The organism is Microcoleus sp. AT8-A3 (genome assembly GCF_036705675.1).
In the GTDB taxonomy this organism is placed as follows: Bacteria; Cyanobacteriota; Cyanobacteriia; order Cyanobacteriales; family Microcoleaceae; genus Microcoleus.
Genome location: NZ_JAUBVD010000006.1, coordinates 134990 through 154252 on the forward strand (window position 1 = coordinate 134990; position 19263 = coordinate 154252).

Consider the following 19263-nt stretch of genomic DNA (forward strand, 5'->3'; position numbering starts at 1 on the left):
TGCCAATCGAAAATCCAAAATCCAAAATCCAAAATCGGATGAGTTATCTGTTGAAGACGTAGAAGAGATTGAAATCGCAGCAAGTCAAGACAACAACGGACAACTACTCGCTACTAATAAAAAATCCAAAATCCAAAATCCAAAATCGGATGAGTGGAGTGTAACGCGCAAACTTCGGGTAACTCGCCAAGGTACTTACACTTCAACTTATTACATTAACGGCCAACCTTGCACGCTGACTCAACTTCACGAACAACTCAACCGCTTACGAATTTATCCCGAAGGCTATAACGTCGTGCTACAAGGAGACGTTACCAGCATTATTTCGATGAATTCTAAGGAACGCAGAGAAATCATTGACGAATTGGCTGGGGTGGCTCAGTTCGATCGCAAAATCTCTTTAGCTAGGCAGAAGTTGGATGAAGTTAAGGAGGTGGAAGAACGCAGCAGGATTGTAGAAAAAGAGCTGATGTCTCAGCGCGATAGACTTGCTTCCGATCGCACAAAAGCGGAAAAATATCAAAAGCTGCGGGCGGAATTTCAAGAAAAGTCGCAATGGGAAATTGTGCTGAAATTCCGGCAATTGCAGCAGCAAGAATGGAAACTGCGCGAACAAATCGAAACGGGCGATCGCACTTCGGCATCTCTTACCGAACAACTGCAAACAATTAGCACCCAAATTCAAGCAGCAACCGCCGAACTAGACGCGCTGAATGCCCGCGTTAAAGCTTTGGGAGAGTCGGAATTGTTGGCTTTGCAAGCGACGATTGCGACTCAGGAAGCGGAACGGCGACAACTGCAAAACCGCAAACAGGATTTGGAAAAAACTGCTGGGCAAATGGCGGCTAATATAGCACAAACCGAGGAAGAAGTTCGGCAATTCCGGCAAAGTTTGGAGCAAATTGAGATAGAAATATCTTATGTTAAGTCTCAGCAGGGGAGTTTGCAGGAACAGCGGGACGCAGCCCAGCAAAGTTTAGATGAAAGTCGGGAAGTTGCAAATGCGATCGCCTCCACGGCCGAAGTTTGGGTACAGCAGCAAACGGAACTGCACCGCCAAATCGAAACAATTCAACAAACTTTGGAACCGCAGCGTACAGAACAAGCTACCATTGGCGAAAGAGCCGATCGCCTGCAAAGTCAAATTCAAGAACAAAACCAATCGCTGCAAGTATTGGAACAGGAAATTGCAGCGAAAAAAGAGCAGCAATATCGCCTTGTGGAAACCAAAGGCGTGGCATCTTTGCAAGTAGAATCGCTGAATCAAATTTTAGTCGAAGCCGAACAAGAATTGCAACTGCAACAGGAAACTCAAACTCGTTTGTTGGAAGAACAGCGGGAAAGACAGCGCAAATTAGACAAACTAGAAGTGCAGTTTCAAGCACTGCAAGAAGCGACGGGAACGTTTACTGCCAAAATTGTCGCGCAAAGCGGAATTGGCGGAGTTTGCGGCTTGGTGGCTCAACTGGGTAGGGTGGAACCGCGCTATCAGTTGGCTCTGGAAATTGCGGCGGGCGGGCGCATGGGAAATATGGTGGTGGAAGATGACAGCGTGGCTGCTGCTGCGATCGAATTGTTGAAACAAAAACGGGCGGGAAGGATGACTTTTTTGCCTTTGAATAAGATTAGGGGCGGCAGGTATTCGGTGAATGAAAATTTGCGGCGCGCGGCTGGGTTTGTGGATGCGGCTGTTAATTTGATTGATTGCGATTCGCGGTATCAGGAAATTTTTGCTTACGTTTTTGGCAGTACGGTTGTGTTTAGCAACCTCAGCGATGCTCGCCGCTATTTGGGACAGTACCGGATTGTCACTTTGGACGGGGAAATTTTGGAAACTAGCGGGGCGATGACTGGGGGAAGTTCTACTAATAGATCTACCTTGCATTTTGGCACGGTTGAGGCGAGTGAGGCTGCTAGTGAAGCCCGAACCATCGCATCTCTGCAAGAAAGGTTGGAGGAAATTGAGCGGATTTTGGAACGGTGCAAAATTGCGATCGATCGCGCTTCACTAGCAGTCAAAACTCGCAGCCAAGAATTGATGGAAGCGAAACAAAATTTGCGCGAACATCAGTTGCGCTTGGAACAGTTGGATTCAGAAATTAAGAATTTGCAAGCGCAACAGGAACAAGTGCGATCGCAAATTGCGAAAAATACACAGGAATTAACTAATTCGCGATCGAGATTGCAGTTGCTGGAACGAGAATTGCCGGCACAAGAAACTCAATTGCAGCAGTACCGCCAAACTTTGGCGCAGTTGGAAGAGTCGAACAGTCACAGCGAATGGCAACAAATGCAATCGAGTTTGCGCGCTTTGGAAGCGCAACTCCAAGAGCGAGAATTGGCTCTGAGAAACGTCCAGCAGCGCCTTGTAGACTTGGAAAATCAATTCGGGCGCTTGGAAGAGAAAATTAAGGAAGGCAGCGAGAAATTGCAGGAATGGCAAGTGCAGCAAAACGCGGGGGCGGATGCGCTCGATCGCATTGTTTCGCAGCAGTTAGAACTCGATGGACAAATTGCCGCAGCTAAGGCGACTTTGGGGGAAATTGAGGAAAAATTGGGCGTGGAAAAGGGAGAGCGCGATCGGGCGGAATCTCAATTGCGAGAACAGCATTTAGCCAAACAACAGTTACAGTGGCAGTTGCAAAAACTGCACGAAACCCAGCAAGAACGCCGGGAACAATTAGCCGCCATCCGCACTCTCTTGGAAACGCAGCGGGCGGAAATGCCCGACCCCGTGCCGTCAATTCCTGAAAATGTCGAGAAAGCCAATTTGACGGAATTGCAGCAGGAAGTAAAGGCGATCGCCAAGCGCATTCAAGCTTTAGAACCAGTCAATATGCTAGCCTTGGAAGAGTACAACCGCACTCAAGAACGCCTTCAAGAATTAAGTCAAAAATTGACGACATTGGAAGGAGAACGCACTGAACTGCTGTTGAGAATCGAAAATTTTACCACACTCAGGCGGCGCGCTTTTAAAGAAGCTTTCGACGCGGTTAACGAGAACTTCCAGACTATCTTTGCGGAACTTTCCGAAGGCGATGGCTATCTCCAGCTAGATGACCAGGAAGACCCCTTCAGCAGTGGCTTGAATTTGGTGGCTCACCCGAAGGGCAAACCCGTACAGCGGCTGGCTTCCATGTCTGGAGGCGAAAAGTCGTTGACGGCGCTGAGTTTTATTTTTGCGCTGCAACGCTACCGCCCGTCTACGTTCTACGCTTTTGATGAAGTGGATATGTTTCTGGATGGGGCAAATGTGGAGCGATTAGCTAGAATGATAAAACGACAGTCTGAACAAGCCCAGTTTATTGTTGTGAGTTTGCGGCGACCTATGATTCAATCGGCTGAGCGTACAATTGGCGTTACTCAAGCGCGGGGAGCTTATACTCAAGTCATAGGGCTGAAGTTGTAGTCCCGGAGTTTATGTTAACGCTCGTGTTGAGTGATATATGTACTTAATAAATCAGGATTAAAGTTAGAATGACATCCGAACAAATCTGCCAACGCTCCGATATTCTAGGCACTCAGGTCATCACCCGCGACAGAGGTAAACGCTTGGGGGTGGTTAGTCAATTGTGGGTGGACATCGATCGGCGGGAAGTTGTGGCGATCGGTCTGCGTGATAATATATTTGCGGTCGCTGGAATGCCGAGGTTTATGTTCCTCAGCAATGTCAGTGAAATCGGCGACGTGCTGTTGGTGGAAGATGAGAGCGCGATCGAAGATGATGTTGATGTTGAAGTCTACAGCATTTTGATTAACAGCGAAGTTATTACCGAAACCGGCGAACTTTTGGGTAGGGTGCGGGGCTTTAGATTCGACCCCGAAGACGGTAAGTTAGTTTCTATAATTATCGCTTCTCTGGGAATCCCCCAAATCCCCGACCAAGTTCTCAGCACTTACGAGTTGGGGATTGAAGAAATTGTCAGCAGCGGCCCGAATCGCTTGATTGTGTTTGAAGGTTCCGAGGAAAGGCTCAGGCAGCTTAGTGTGGGTTTGCTGGAGCGCGTTGGTTTGGGCCAAGCACCTTGGGAACGAGAAGAGGACGAGGCAGGTTATTATCCGAAACCCGTGGCTACGGGAAATCAATTGGGCCCAGGCGTGCGGATACCTGCACCGGAAATGCGGAGCCGCGTAGCTGCGCCTGCTGTGGAGGAAGTTCCTTGGGATGAGGATTTAGAGTGGAATCGGCCTGCGGTTCGCCAGCCGCCGATGCGCGCGGTGCAGGTACAGCAGCAGCCCATCGACGATTACGAGGATTACGAAGAGGATAATTGGGGCGGCGAGGAGGACGATTACGAGGAGGAGGAGTACGAGGCGAAGCCACAATACACTCGCGCCGAGATTTCTCGCCCGAAGCAGCCGCTGGTGGAGTACGAAGATGATGTGGAGGCTGATGCTTGGGCTGACGATGAGGCACCGAAGCCTTACCAGGCTCCTCGCGTGAATATCCCTGAGAAAACTAAGACTCCTGAGTACGAGGAAGAGCCTGGTTATTAGGAATCACTCAATTAGCTGAAACCAATATTTTGCACTCTTTTTAAGAACGGGCAAGATGCCTGTTCCACAAAGAGTAGATTTTATTGTGGAACGGGCTTCTAGCCCGTTGCTGATATTGGTGCAAGATGTGAGTTTAAACTGAGATGTGGCACCATTCTTAAGAACAGGCAAGATGCCTGTTCCACAAAGAGTAGATTTTATTGTGGAACGGGCTTCTAGCCCGTTGCTGATATTGGTGCGCTCAATCTAATTAAATTAGATCCATGAACTAGAGAATACTGGCATGGCAGTTTATTATACTTTTGCTGACGTTTCATATTATGTTAATGATCGAAAAAGATTTTGCTAAAACTGTTGCTTTCAGATTAATAACATATCTAATTTTTCCAATTTTTTTATCCACCACCACGGCTGAAATTGTCTTGCGAGTTGCGGGATACAAACCCTGGCAAATAGAAAATGTTGATGTTGCCGTCGAACCCAAAGGTAACTTTTTTACCAAAGACTCAGAACTTGGCTACAAGCATTTGCCGGGTCAATTCAAAGTGACACTTAACGGCAATTACTCATTTAATGCCACTCACCTCAATAATAGTCTCAGAATAACACATCCCCTCACTACTTACAATTCTTCGTCAAAAAAGCATAAAATTTGGATATTTGGCTGTTCATTTACCTACGGTTGGTCATTGAATGACAGCGAAACTTATGCTTGGTTGTTGCAAGAGAAATTACCCAAATATGAAATAGTGAATTTTGGCGTTAACGGCTACGGCACGCTGCACTCGTTGATTCAATTTAAAGAAGCACTCAAACAAGGAAATAAACCCAAAGTTGCGGTGATTGCTTATGCGGGATTTCATAACCGCCGCAATACTTTGTTAAGGGCGAGAAGAAAGCAAATGGCTGCTTGGAATAAACTCGGTATTCTATTTCAGCCCGATGCGAGGCTGAATGGAGAAAATAATTTTACCTACAAAATGGCAAAACTTGAATATCGCGAGTTCCCGCTGATGCGGGTTTCTGCATTAAGCCATTTTTTGGAGGTTAATTACAATCAATTTGAAGAGGGATTGTATAGAAGCCATGAGGTTTCTAAGGCAATTATTCAAGAGTTTCACCGGGTGGCAGAGGCTAATGGTGTTAAGTTAGTTGTGGCCGGAATTAATGTCGGTTCTGCTAAGATGTTGGGGGAGTTAAGTCAGGAGGGAATTTCTACGGTGGATATTTCTGTTGATTTGAAAATACCTGCCAATAATAATTTACCTCATGACCTTCATCCAAGTGCGATCGCGAATCGGCAATATGCAGAAAAGTTGGACGGTTTTTTGCAAGGTAGTGTTTTAAGGTAACAATCTTGGACGCGCATCCATACCAAAGAAACCGGGTTTTTACCGAAATTAAAAGTTTTGATGCAAGATTTTGGCAAAAAAACCCGGTTTCTGACTACCCGTGCGTCCAGGACTATACAATTGATTGAGGGTTGCTAGAGTGATGGAAGTATTTGATGTTGTTTCTTTTAAATTGCCTCGAAAATTTCTAATTGATGGGTTTTTCCTGTTTTTACTTGTTCTCCTCACAGTTGCAGTAACATCAATCTATGTATCCAGCGAACATACTTTTTATTGGTGGGATTACGCGGGATACAATACCGCTACAGTCAACACGGCAAATTTATTTCGAGAGTCGCCAGATAAAGCATGGCGCGGAGTTATAGAATCGCTATCTAAGGAAAAAAACCTATTAATTTCTCTGCCGTTAGTGCCGTTTATTCTCTTATTTGGCGAGTCTCGGCTGAGTTACATTCTCAGTGTATCCCTGATTTATGTGCTGCCGTTTCGTCTGTTGCTGGGGGCAATTTCTGCAAAGCTAATTCCAGTTTATCCCCGCCGGGTATTTTGGTCAACTGTGCTGCTGAGTTTATTAATTCCTATGAGTTGGATACCGACTCTGCGGGGATATCTGGATACTGGCGGCTGTGTGTTTGTAGCCTTGGCAATTTTGGTTTATTTGCAGGATGTCACGCTGAAATCTTGGTGGAAAATCCCGTTGATTGGGTTTTTGCTGGCGGCGGCGATTCTGTTGCGGCGCCATTTTGCTTATAGTGCGATCGCATTTTTTGGTGCCGCGACTTTACAGGCTTTCATCGAGTTTATTGTACAGTATAGCAATCCCAAGGCAGTTATCACAATGGTTCAGGCTTTTAGCCGGGACGGGCTAGAAGCCTGAACCACAAGTCATTTAGGATTGCTATTTCAAAGTATTCAAAACAAAGGTTGGAAAAATTTGTTTGAATCCGCTGTAAAATTGGGCTTGATAGCTGTAACTAGCTTGATTATTTTAATGTTGGTAGCGGGGGATTTTACTCGCAGTGCTCTGACGGTTGACTACCGCAATTTGTATGTCGCTTGGAGTTTGCCTGTAAATGATATTTTAACTCGTTATGCGGATTTTTACGGTTTGGGAACTTGGCTGCTGGTACTGATTGGTTTTTCGGCGGGAATTCTGACTCGAATCCTGGTTCCGGCAGCGGCTATTTTTGTTTCCTTGTTTGGAGTTTTGTCGCTGATTGAATGGCTGTTAGTTTTGCGTTACGGCTACTTGCACTATACAATTCATCTTACACCGATCGCACTTTTAGGACTATCCACATTTTTCTGGACAACTTGGCTGACACTCAAGGGAAAAGTTCGGTATTTCATGCTGGGCGCGGCGGGTTTGTACCTGGTTTTGAATGCCGCAGTCGGGTTAATTCCTCTCAAAATAGATTTGCCAAGACTGTTTGTGGCTAATTTTCCGCCGTTAGTGCGATCGGACTACGACGAAGTTGTAAAATTAGTAGAGTTTCTGCGAAAATTAGCACCGAATGAAGAACCAATTTATATTGCTGGTGCTTCTAACAGTTTTAATGCTAATATCCTCAGACAAGCCAACAGAAAATTAAACCCCCCGGAGGGTTGGTGGAAATTAAATACAATCGGGAGGCCGCAAATTGACTCGCGCGATACTTACCCGCTACCGGAGTTGTTGCAGTCACAATATGCGGTGGTTGCTGTGCCTTTTCAGCAGGTGTTACCGACTGACGAACAAGTTTTGCGATCGCACGAACAAGATGTTGTTAAAGTTGTGTACGATGCCTTTACTCAAAACTGGGAAATTGCCCGCGATTTCCAATTGCTACCGGAACAGTTTAAGCTAGAAAACGGCGTGACTGTCAGCGTTTACCGGAGGATGCGGCCGACTGATACAGCAACGGCAGTTAGGACTCTGGATGCGATGCAGCGGCAAATAGGCGATCGACCGGGCACGCAGTTAGATTGGATTAGTTTGCATCAATCAATCTACACAAGTGCCAATTATTCAGTAAGTCAAGAATCGGATAACCTATATAATATTGTAACTCATCCAATTAAAAACAGCAAGAAACTCGATACATCTTTTCTGTATTTAGGTTCCATTTCAGATAAAGTAAAAGTTACCGGCAAACTCAATTTACCTAACCAACAATGTCCGGGAGTTGCCCTGCGCTTGACTTTGTGGGACAAGCAAGGTAAATTAGTAGACTCAGCAGAGATGGCTTATAGTCAAAAAAGTTATCTCGCCTTAAATCTATTAGTTGAAGGCAAAAATCCCATTTATCTGCTGCTTGAGGTATTGAGTAGCAGCCAACAGGATTTAACAAACCAATGTCAACTGGAGATTAACAATTTGGCTGTCAGTAGATAAATTGAACCGTCAATGCAAAAACATCAAAAATCCCACTGGTATTTTAATCTATCTCTCTATACTTTTGTCATCATCGGCTCCCTGATGGCTACTGGCTATATTTTCCCCATTGGAGGCAATTTCCCAGAAGTGCCGCCTATTCAATTTATGTTAAATCCTGAACTCTACAAAAATGACTATTACGTTCAGGAAATGGTGAAATTTAATCCGAGATATTACTATTATTATATTATCTATTTTCTCGCCAACTTAGGAACAAGCATTCCCCTAGCGCACTTTATTTATCAATTCCTCGCCTTCGGTTCATTTGTCCTAGCTTGCTACGCAATTCTCAATATCTATACTAATTCCAAACTGCCAGCAGCAGCGATGGCTTTTTTATGTATAGCCGCTTCATTTACCGATGTTGGTAACACGCTGATATTTTCCACTAAATCAGTACCCAGTATCTTCGCAATGGGTTTCGCAATCTGGGGAATTTACTTTAGTTTGCGCCAGAAATGGCTGACTGGATATTTCTTTTTTGGACTAGCTTGTCTGCTGCAATTCTTAGTGGGTTTGTTGCCGGGATTGATGATGGTTCCCGTTTTATTTATTGAATCTGTAAGACAGCGGAATTTCAAAACATTGATTTTGGCGATCGCACTTTTAGCAGCAATGGCAAGTATCGTTTACGTACCGATGTTATTAACAGGTACTACCAGCACTCAAACTATCGACAACGCCGATTTTGTCTACATTCACGCAAAAGTCCGCAACCCCCACCACATCCTCCCGTCAAATTGGTATTTGGGGAATTGGTTCAACTTTATATGTTTCATAATTGGTGGCTTACTGTGCATCAAAAATTCCGATTTATTGTCCAAAGAAGACAAGGTTAATTTTTATATAATTGTTACTACATCCATTTTGGGACTGTTTCTAAATTACATATTTGTAGAAATTTACCCGCTGGCTTTTATCGCAAAACTACAGTTAGCTAGAACCGTACCTTTTGCTCAACTAATTATATTTATTGCTGTTGCTTTGACGGTCGAGCAACTTTACAGAGAAAAACACATAGCTATTAGCTTGTTGCTGTTAGCTGTACTAACTTTGCCTTTTAGGGGTATCATTTTCCTAGGATTATCAGTTTGGCAAACAAAAAAATACGTATTTCCCAAACGATATAATATATTGTTGTGGATTTTAGCAGCAGGAACGGTAATTTTCAGCTTGATATATCCGGTGACTGATTCATGGGAAATAATGGGCGATAGAATAATTAGCATCCCAGTTTTTTTCTCAATCCTCGCCTTCCCATTCATTTTAGAAAAAACATCCCTAGCTACATCTATCAAACAAACTCTAACTCACACCTTAGCCTTAATAACTACTGCCACCTTAGTTTGTGGAATAGCAGGAATTCTGCCCAAACCTATATTAAATGTATTTCAAACAAGAGTTAATATCAATGCCGTTCCCAGAGACGACTTAAGCAAATTAGCTGTGCGATTTTCGCAAAGTAGCAGCCCCGATTCACTCGTATTAATTCCACCCTCAGTTACCAGCTTCCAGTTTTTCTCCGAAAGGGCGATTGTCGTCAACTTCAAAAACTTCCCCTTTACCGAAAAAGGCATCAAAGAATGGCAAAATCGCATGGAAGCTGTTTTAGGGGTTCCCTTAAACCCGCAAATGATTTGGGGAGGAAATGACTTTTTCATCCGCCGCAGCAGTGCGGATTTAGTCAAAGTAGCCAAAAACTATCATGCCGATTATATCCTGACTCGTACTGACTGGCATCCAAATATTCAAGGGGAAATCGCCGACAAACAAGGCAAATGGATACTGTATAAAATCAGATAATACTATTCTTGAAAATATGATATCTTTCTTCAGTCTGCGGAGGCAGACTTTGCTTGTGTAGAAGCGATTTCAATCGCCGTTTCCATCTTGCGGTTAAATATCAAAACCAGAATCATCAATAATTTCGCTAATTTGCTTGTCCACATAATCAGCATCCACATTCCGCGCCATCAACTCAGCCAAAATCCCCAAAGAAATCAACTGCACCGACAGAATTGTACACAAAATCCCAAAAAATAACAAAGGTCGATTGCCGATCGGCCCAAAATTCATCCCCGCCAAATTCAGAAACCAAATAACTATCAAATAACTCAGCGAAACAGTTCCAACAAAGCCAAAACACAAACCCAAACCGCCAAACAAATGACCCGGTTTGTGCAAATATTGCGTCGTGGCTAACACCGTCAACAAATCAATAAAACCCCGCGCATAACGTTCCCAGCCGTAATTCGATTTTCCGTGCTTTCGCGGATGATGTTCCACGACTACTTCGCCAATTTTAAACCCTAAATTGTTTGCTAAAGCTGGAATGTAGCGGTGCAATTCTCCGTACAATTTAATCGACTGCAAAACTTCCCTACGGTAAGCTTTAAAACCGCAATTCATATCGTGCATTTGCACGCCAGTCAGCAAACACGCAACGGCATTAAATAGCTTGGAAGGTAAAGTTTTAGAAAGCGGGTCGTTCCGCTGTTTTCGCCAACCGGAAACTAAATCAAATCCCGATTCTAAATGATGTAAAAATTTGGGAATTTCAGCGGGGTCATCCTGAAGGTCAGCATCGAGAGTAAAGATAATTATCCCTGCTGCATTGCGAAATCCTGCTGAAAGCGCGGCGGATTTGCCAAAGTTGCGGCGCATTTTAATTGCTTTAATTAGTTTGGGATGTTTGCTGGCTAAATCTGTGATTTCTTGCCAGGAATAATCGCGGCTACCGTCATCTATGAAAATGACTTCGTAACTGTCAATTTCTGTTTGCAACATGACAATTTTGATTTTGTCAAACAGCAATTTTAGGGTGGCTTCTTCGTTGTGAACTGGGATTACGAAGCTGAGTTGTTTTGGCATAGAGATATTTTATTTCATTTTTGTTGTTAATGAGATTTTTTTTTATTAACCGCAGAGGGCGCAGAGGGCGCAGAGGAGGAGAAAGAGAGGTTTTTTAGTTTTTATTGATAACTTGGGAGTTTCGTAAGGCTACCCAACCTTTGCGGTTTTTAAAGGAGGCATAGGCTGTCAATAGTTTATCTGTTGGTGATGTTTGAATGTATCCTCTCCAAGCTGCGAATTCGTAGGAAGGGCCAAATAATTTAACTAAATCTGGGCGGGGAAATCCTGACATGGCGAAACCTCTAACGACATTTTCTTGGTTGAGAATGGCAATACATTTTACATTGTTTTCGGGGTCTCCTACCCAGCCAATTACTCTGGCTGCTGTTGGTGCCAGTCTGGTGGCTGTATCAAAGTATCCGGGTACTCCGTCTTTGGGGGCTGACAGTAAATTTGCGTCGATTTTTGTGTCTAATGCTGCACAGAAATTGTGTTTTTTGATGTCTCGGTTAAATGGCACTAAGTTGTTAGTTTTTAAAGCGTCGATTAAGCCGACAAAAGCGGCGGGTTTGTTGCCTACGCGGTCTTTAATTAGGGTTACGTCGGTGATGCCTAGTTGCAGTGATAATGCTACTAACGGTTGATAGGTTGCTCTGTGGGCGATCGCCATTGCAGTTTCGCCTCCCACCCCGTACATTAAAATAATCGCGACTGTGGTGACTGCAAACAGCGGTGTCAACCAACGCCCTTGGATTCTTGGTGTTGGCTGCAACTCGCGCACCCACAATACTGTCAGCACAATTGTGCTCATCCAAAACAAAGCTGGAAGTGTGGCGTAGCGGGAAGCGGTGGCTTGTTCGACGCCAAATCCCGATCGGCTAACCGCGGCCATTAAGGCCGTTTGCAGCGTGTAAAGTTGGATTGATAGCCAAGGTAGCCAATCCGGGCGATCTACCTTTTTTACAAATAGCCAATAACCCACAAAACCCGTCGCTGCAATCAAACCAATTATACCAATAATTGAAGCAACAATAATATTTTCGCTAAAAATTCCGCCGAGATAAATGGGAATATATTCGAGAGTTTTGAGCGGGTTAATTTTAGTTAAAGAAGGGTGATGAGATGGAGTTTTATAAGTTAAAAAATAAATCCCAATCACTGCAATCGAAGCAATGAAATACAAATAAGTTATTCGCCGAGGAAACCGCAGCACAACAGCAGCAGCACACAATATCGGCCACAAACCTAAAGGAGTGCTGTAACTAATACAGCCTAAAACGCCAAAAATAATGCTGCCAATTACCCACTTATTTTGTAAATGCGGGGGCGGGCACGGGGGCACCGCCCCTACCAACTCGTTACCAGGCTCTGCCTCCCTTTTCTTTAATAAATCTGTCACATAGGATTGCAAACAAAATATCGAACAAATCACAAATAAATTAGCAATTATCCAGTGAACACCGCTGAATCCCCGCATCCAATTGTGAGCTGCCGCCGGAGTAAAATTAAAAATAGAAATGCAAAGGAGTAGCGAGATAAATTGCAGCGGAAAACGCCTCATTTTTAACGGCAGCAGAGCAATTAATACGTGGCACTGAATCCAAGCCAAAAACCAGGCAACTAAACACAAACCAATATTTGAACCTTGGGTGACAGCTATATTCAAGCCATAAATAATGGCCGGAATCAAGACAAAATGCTCGTTGGCCCGAAATATCCAATTAAAAGGATTTGTAGAAAAACCGTCTACTGAATAAAAATTCCATGTCATCCACCAATAATCAAAATTAGACAAGTCTCCCGCTTGCGATATCAAGTACAAAATATATGAAGCTGGTATTAGGATGCCGAGAACTGAGGCGGCAATTAAAATATATTGTTGCTTGATTTTCATGGATTCAGACATGGGGTATTTTTAATTAATGGGGCAGGTTTAGCGACGCACTCCCGACAAAGAAACCGGGTTTTTTATTTAATCTCTAGGCTACAGCGAAGGATTTTCGTAAAAAACCCGGTTTCTGGCCACCAGTGGATAAGTCCTATTGTCCTGAATCCCTAAATTTTAGACTAAAGTTCAAACTCCCAGATTCAATGCTGCAAGTAAATCTAAAATCTAAAATCTAAAATCTAAAATCGACTGACTTCTCTTGCCAGCATTTGTCTGAGCCCTTGCCGCCAGTGGGGAGGATACGTGCCCAAAAGTGCTGATATTTTTACCGTAGATAGGACAGAAAAAGCGGGGCGTTTTGCCGGTGTCGGATATTCGGCGGTGGTGATGGGAATTACGCGCTGAACTTTTAGGGGAAAGCCGAGTTGTGCTGCTTCCTCAAAAATGGCGATCGCAAAATCGTACCAACTACAAACACCGCTATTAGTGTACTGGTAAGTCCCAAAAGTTTCTGGCCCAAGGAGAGGAATAATTTGTGAAGTCGCCGCACCTAAATCCCGAGTCCAAGTAGGACTTCCGATCTGATCTGCTACTACTCGAATTTCTTCCCTTTCCTTTCCCAACCTCAGCATGGTTTTGACAAAATTACCTTTGCCACCGTTGCCGTAAACCCACGCGGTTCTAATAATAATATGTCGGTTTCCCGATTTGAGAATTGCTGCCTCGCCTGCTAATTTCGACTTGCCGTAAGTTCCCAGTGGATTCGTAGAATCTGTTTCCAAATAAGCAGAACCGTGGCTGCCGTCAAATACATAATCAGTAGAAAAGTGAATCAAACTTGCTCCCTGTTTTTCGCATTCTTCGGCAAAAATTCCTGGGGCAATAGCGTTGACTGCATATGCTAATTCTGGTTCACTTTCGGCTTTGTCTACCGCAGTGTAAGCACCCGAATTGATGACTAAATCCGGTTTAATTTCAGCCATTGCTTGACGGATGCTTTCGGGTTGGGATAAGTCGAGGCGAGTGCGATCGAGCGCAATTACCTCTCCCGAAGATAATAAAATCGGCTGCAATTCTTGAGCTAGCTGTCCGCTGCCGCCTGCGAGTAAAATTTTCATGATCAAAACACTTGAGCTGTTTTCAATGTTTGTCCAGCTTGGTCTTTAGCTGATAAGATTGGTTTGGCACCATCTAGCGGCCAGTCGATCGCCAAATCGGGGTCATTCCACAGGATACACCGCTCGTGTGCCGGTGCGTAATAATCTGTAGTTTTGTACAAAACTTCAGCCGTCTCGGAAACCACTAAAAAACCGTGTGCAAATCCCGCCGGCACCCAAAATTGCCGTTTATTTTCTGCACTCACCAAACACCCCACCCACTTTCCGAAAGTCGGCGAACTTTGTCTAATATCCACCGCTACATCAAATATTTCGCCAGCAACTACCCGCAGCAATTTTCCTTGAGGTTGCTGCAGTTGGTAGTGCAAACCGCGCAACACATTTTTAGAGGATTTGGAATGATTGTCTTGAACAAATTCGGCTGTCACGCCTGTTTTTTCGACAAAAGCTCGGTGATTGAAACTCTCAAAAAAGAAACCGCGATCGTCTCCAAAAATTTTCGGCTCAATTATCAGAACTTCCGGTATTTCGGTAGATATAACATTCATAGTTAGCTGTGAAAGTGATAAACTCATACTCAGTCTTTGCTATTTTACTATGAAAGCCGACGCATATCTCAAAAAATTGTATGCCAATCGATTTGATTCGCGACAAATGCAAGCGAAGGTGGCACTATGGAAAGTTTTAATTGACGACTTCTTACAAAATTATGTTCCTCCCGAATCAGCGGTTTTAGATATAGGCGGCGGTTACTGCGAATTTATCAATCAAATTCGGGCTAAAAAAAAATATTTAATTGATCTTAATCCCGATTCAAAGTTATTTGCTAATGCTGATGTAAATGTGCTTAATATTGATGTGTTGAATTTAGAAAATTACACATCTTTTACCGAACAGTTCGATAGTATTTTTATCTCAAATTTTTTTGAACACCTCCGCAACAAAGAGGAACTTGTAGAAATTATCTCTTTTTGCTTCGAGGCCCTCAAGCCTAGCGGTTCTCTGTTGGTAATTCAGCCTAATTTTAAATATTCATACAAGGAATACTACGATTTTATCGACCATCAATTACCGATAACGCATTTATCGCTACAAGAGCTTTTACAAACTGTCGGGTTTGAAATCGACTTAATTATACCGAGATTTTTACCCTTTTCGACGAAAGGCAGACCGGCCTCGCCCTTGCTGTTAAAAATTTACTTAAAATTGCCTTTTTTGTGGCGTTTTTTGGGAGGGCAAATGTTTGTTAAAGCATCGAAACAAAACAATAGAGGCAGAGCCTCATGACAGGCAATCCTAGTCATATGCAGGCAGAGAGATTCATCTGCGTTTAGCCGCGTTTATCCCCCTGTACCTGCCATTAAAAAAATCCCTACAAAATCGAACTTAAAACCACCTCATTAGCAGCAATCCAATCATAAATATCCTGCAAAGCTGCTTCCGGCCCAATAACAGGCCGCCATCCTGTTTTCTCCATCACCCTAGAAGAATCAGTAATAAAAATCGGAATATCCCCCGCGCGTTCCTCCAAAACAGGATTAATTGAAATCGATTTACCCGTAATCTTTTGGCACAAATCAGTTGTCTCAACCAAAGAAAGACTGTTGCTAAAACCACCGCCTACATTAAAAACTTCGCCGTCAAATTTAGCAAAATTTTCTAACTGATAATTAACTAACCTCAACAAATCTTCCACGTGCAGCAAATCCCTAACCTGCTTCCCACTGCCACCAAAACCGATATAACTCAGCGACTTTTGAAAATAGTGAGCCGCCACCCACAAACCGCAAACTCCCTGATCGACTTTACCCATTTGCCAAGCACCGGTAATTAACCCGCAGCGGTTAATAATTGCGGGTACATTGTATGCTTCCCTGTATTCCTCAATCAGCAATTCCGAAGCTAATTTAGTGGCTCCGTAAAGCGAACGGTGTCCTTTTAATGGGAAGTCTTCTGATATGCCCAACTCGGATATACCGGGTAAAGTTTGCTCAGGGGCGATCGCAAATCTATTCGGCAATTCCAGCAGCTTAACAGATTTGACACTGGCGATCGGATAAACCCGACTCGTAGACAAAAACAGCAAACTCGCACCCGTTTGTCTCGCCAACTCCAAAACATTCACAGTGCCCAGTAAATTCGTCTGCAAAACGTACTGAGGCGAACTAAAACCAGCCAGCACAGAAGGCTCCGCAGCACAATCTATAATGCAGTCAGCATTCAGTGCAACTGGATCTAAATCTGCCGCTGTGCGAATATCCCCGTAAACAAACTGAATCCCCCAACTTTTAAGCCGAGGCAGATTCAATTCCGAACCCCGGCGGCGCAGGTTATCTAAACAAATTATTTGCCATTCCGGGTGCAGTTTCTTCAGGCCAATTGCCAAACAACTGCCGATAAAACCCGCCCCGCCCACAATTAAAATTCTCTCAGGCATTGACTTTTAATTTTGCTATCTTTCTAGTCCGGTGGTAGTCGCCGCGAGACAGATGTTTTTCGAGCCATACATACAAGACAATAAACAAATATCGACTGCCCATCTCTTTGATTTTAAGCTTAGAAATACCAGCAGTCCGATTGTACCACCTCAGAGGAATTACCGTATAGGAAAAACCCCGAACAATTGCTTTTAAAGGCAGTTCCACTGTCAAATTAAAATGATGGCTCAAAATCGGTTGTACGCCTTCAATTACTTCTCTGCGGTAAATTTTAAAAGCATTGGTGACATCGCTGTACCGCAAGCCGAAAATACTTTTGACAAACCAGTTTGCTAAGCGGTTAATTGCTAACTTGTGAATTGGATAATCAACTATAAAGCCACCTTTGATAAAGCGGGAACCGAAAACGCAATCATATCCTTCTTGCAACTTGCGGTATCCTGCTACCAAATCCATCGGATCGTCGGAAGCATCCGCCATCACAATTGCCGCAGCATCTCCGTCAAATTCCGCCAATCCCCGACGCACCGCAAATCCGAAACCGTTGGGAGGTTGATTGTTGATGTATCTCACTGTGGGAAAAGTCTCTGACAACTCCTGGCAAATATCAATAGTTCGATCGACACTATTGTCATTCACAATCAAAATTTCGTGCGGAATGCCTTCTAAATCGAGCGTCTGGGCGATCGCCCGCACAGTACCGTACAAACAGCCCTCCTCATTGTGGGCTGGTATAATCACAGAAATTTTCACTCCTCATCCTCCGCGCAACTCGACAAACTGGTTGTCAACAGGATTATACACCCAAGCTTTAATTTCTGTTTGGGCGATCGGCAAATTATTATCCGACAAATCAACAGCCCACCTGGCATTATTGTATAACTCAGATTTTAAACTCTCAGCAATGTCGGGACTGTCCAAATTTACATAAGCGTTAGCAAAAAAAGATTTTTTATCCCCGACAGATAGCAGTACAATATTGGGCTGTTGCAATTTTTCTGGCAAAACCGCCCAACCAGCAGCCTTGACAGCCTCATTTTGCTTAACAGTCAAGGATTTATCGCTAGTTTGAGGTTTGTCTAAATAACCGTAAACTTTCTCCGTATTAGAAATAAACTCTACATTTTTCGCGAACTTGATCCAACCTATTTTGTCGATAATTGCAGCGCCTTCTCTCACCAGCCAAGTTTTTTTGCTCAGCACCCTCAAACAGCTTTCCGGCGAATTATCAAAAAAATCCGACGGTTCCAGATAGTTAATTAACTGCAAACAATCTTGAGCGCCTTGTTTGTAAATAACTGCTAATCTAGTTTGGGCGATCGCCTGCTGAGAGTTAAGAATAATTATCCCAATTAACAGCCCTGCTAACACCCGATAAACAAACTTATAGGTGCGATTTATGGTAGCAATCTTACCTCGGACAAACAATTGACCGAGCTGAACCAAAGCAATTAACAGCAAAATCGAATTAGTCGTATATCTCGACGATTCGATCGCCTGAATCGCCCCAAATTCGGCCCTACCAGCCGTAATAAACAGAGCAGATAAAACCGAAAACAAGGCTATTGACAGCCAAGGTAAAGCCTCACGATGCTCGGTAATCTTTCTCCCAAAGTGGAACACAAAAAATAAGAAACTTGCAAATATTAGCAATCCAACTAATGCTGAAATTCCAGGCGATCGCACAATTGGCGAACCCAGCAAACTTAAAAAGTAATCAATCACCACAAACGGCTTATTCAACAATGAAATAATACTTGCTTTCCGACTAGGATGATAATCAATTGAGTAAACAGCACAAGTTGTCGCAAACAGCAGCATCCAGACAATAAGTCTTTTTCTTTTCTGCGCCGCATTTCCTTCTACAGCCGCCACAGCGGGAATTGCAGCCAACCAAGACAGCAAGCCTTGCGCGAGGGAAAAACTCGCAACAAAGCAGAATACAGCAGCAATAAAGATTCTAATATTAGGCAATAATTTGTGATTTGAAACCAGCGCATAAACCGCAGCGACAAAACACAAATTGACTAAAAACCACGCTAATTGAAATCCCCACAGCCAGTTTTCGTGCTGAACTAGAGAGAAAAGCAAAATACAAGTTAAAATATTAGCTAAATGCCACAAATCATCCCCAACATTCTTAACTTGCATTGAGGATAACTTGTACATAGCGATAAAAGTTATCGCAGCCAAACCTATGCTGAGACACAACTGATAATTAATATTCCATCGGGAAGCAAAAGCCAGCACCGCAATAATTATTTTAGGGAAAAGTATGCGGTGGTTGCTGTGCAAAGCCCAAAAATCGTTAAAAGTTACATTTCCCGCAGCTATTTTTTCAAAAAGGCTAGCTAACCTCCACTCGTCATCAACGGGAACGTTAACGTTAAAATTCGATACAAATCCGATTAATAAGAGGACAGGAATTAGATATAAAGTAAATAATATGATTTTTTTCATTAATATCCAATCCGGTAGCATCGGAATTGTAAAATCTAGTCATATCATGTCCGATCGATTAACCATAATATCCCGGTCAGGGCGGGTTTTTGAGAGTGTAAATTATTCGCAAGTATTGTTGGCTCACGGGCCCCTACAAAAATCGCGATCGCTCGAACGGACATGATATCATCAGCTTTTCGACTGAAAATCAACAGTAAACCGTCAACGGTCAACGGTCAACGGTCAACCGTCAACCGTC

The 19263-nt window shown here is 43.6% G+C and carries 14 protein-coding genes; 7 read left to right on the forward strand and 7 right to left on the reverse strand.

The genetic code is table 11. The features are described from left to right. The 6 genes from smc to QUB51_RS05730 all read left to right on the forward strand — a co-directional run. Positions 1–3409, forward strand: a 3409-nt coding sequence (smc, locus tag QUB51_RS05705) for a chromosome segregation protein SMC (protein ID WP_333260221.1), incomplete at its 5' end; no start/stop codon positions are given. Positions 3410–3477: 68 nt separating this feature from the next. Then, a complete protein-coding gene (locus QUB51_RS05710; protein WP_333053364.1) occupies positions 3478–4497 on the forward strand; it encodes a PRC-barrel domain-containing protein in 1020 nt (339 codons plus the stop codon). Positions 4498–4817: 320 nt separating this feature from the next. After that, the gene (locus QUB51_RS05715) at positions 4818–5849 is read left to right on the forward strand and encodes an SGNH/GDSL hydrolase family protein (RefSeq protein WP_333260218.1); all 1032 of its coding nucleotides are present in this window, start codon (positions 4818–4820) and stop codon (positions 5847–5849) included. Positions 5850–5988: 139 nt separating this feature from the next. Beyond that, a complete protein-coding gene (locus tag QUB51_RS05720; protein WP_333303847.1) occupies positions 5989–6726 on the forward strand; it encodes a hypothetical protein in 738 nt (245 codons plus the stop codon). Positions 6727–6810: 84 nt separating this feature from the next. Further along, positions 6811–8223, forward strand: coding sequence for a hypothetical protein (locus QUB51_RS05725; RefSeq protein WP_333260212.1), 1413 nt, complete (start codon positions 6811–6813; stop codon positions 8221–8223). A 12-nt stretch (positions 8224–8235) separates the two neighbouring features. Further along, a complete protein-coding gene (locus tag QUB51_RS05730) occupies positions 8236–10068 on the forward strand; it encodes a DUF6798 domain-containing protein (protein ID WP_333243181.1) in 1833 nt (610 codons plus the stop codon). 93 nt (positions 10069–10161) lie between these two features. Here the strand turns inward: QUB51_RS05730 and QUB51_RS05735 are convergent, their stop codons facing one another. The 4 genes from QUB51_RS05735 to rfbC all read right to left on the reverse strand — a co-directional run bounded on the left by QUB51_RS05735 (position 10162) and on the right by rfbC (position 14672). Next, complete coding sequence (locus QUB51_RS05735; protein WP_333053361.1) at positions 10162–11136, reverse strand: glycosyltransferase family 2 protein; 975 nt, start codon at positions 11134–11136, stop codon at positions 10162–10164. Positions 11137–11230: 94 nt separating this feature from the next. Then, positions 11231–13024 (reverse strand): hypothetical protein, encoded by a 1794-nt coding sequence (locus QUB51_RS05740; RefSeq protein WP_333210376.1) that lies wholly within the window; start codon positions 13022–13024, stop codon positions 11231–11233. A gap of 221 nt (positions 13025–13245) precedes the next feature. Next, complete coding sequence (gene rfbD, locus QUB51_RS05745; RefSeq protein WP_333053359.1) at positions 13246–14124, reverse strand: dTDP-4-dehydrorhamnose reductase; 879 nt, start codon at positions 14122–14124, stop codon at positions 13246–13248. Between the two features lie 2 nt (positions 14125–14126). Continuing rightward, positions 14127–14672 carry a dTDP-4-dehydrorhamnose 3,5-epimerase gene (rfbC, locus tag QUB51_RS05750; protein ID WP_333260209.1) on the reverse strand — a complete coding sequence of 182 codons (546 nt, stop codon included), beginning with the start codon at positions 14670–14672 and terminating at the stop codon, positions 14127–14129. Between the two features lie 49 nt (positions 14673–14721). Between rfbC and QUB51_RS05755 the strand changes: the two genes are divergently transcribed. Further along, a complete protein-coding gene (locus QUB51_RS05755; RefSeq protein ID WP_333260207.1) occupies positions 14722–15411 on the forward strand; it encodes a methyltransferase domain-containing protein in 690 nt (229 codons plus the stop codon). An 85-nt stretch (positions 15412–15496) separates the two neighbouring features. Here the strand turns inward: QUB51_RS05755 and QUB51_RS05760 are convergent, their stop codons facing one another. The 3 genes from QUB51_RS05760 to QUB51_RS05770 are packed head-to-tail and all read right to left on the reverse strand — an operon-like array spanning position 15497 to position 19022. Then, positions 15497–16561: an NAD-dependent epimerase/dehydratase family protein gene (locus QUB51_RS05760; protein WP_333260205.1), complete on the reverse strand. Its 1065-nt coding sequence runs from the start codon at positions 16559–16561 to the stop codon at positions 15497–15499. Next, positions 16554–17315: a glycosyltransferase family 2 protein gene (locus tag QUB51_RS05765; protein WP_242724549.1), complete on the reverse strand. Its 762-nt coding sequence runs from the start codon at positions 17313–17315 to the stop codon at positions 16554–16556. Before QUB51_RS05765 ends, QUB51_RS05760 begins: the two co-directional genes overlap by 8 nt. Before the next feature lie 3 nt (positions 17316–17318). Continuing rightward, positions 17319–19022, reverse strand: a complete 1704-nt coding sequence (locus tag QUB51_RS05770) for a hypothetical protein (RefSeq protein ID WP_333053355.1) — start codon at positions 19020–19022, stop codon at positions 17319–17321. Positions 19023–19263: the final 241 nt, after the last annotated feature.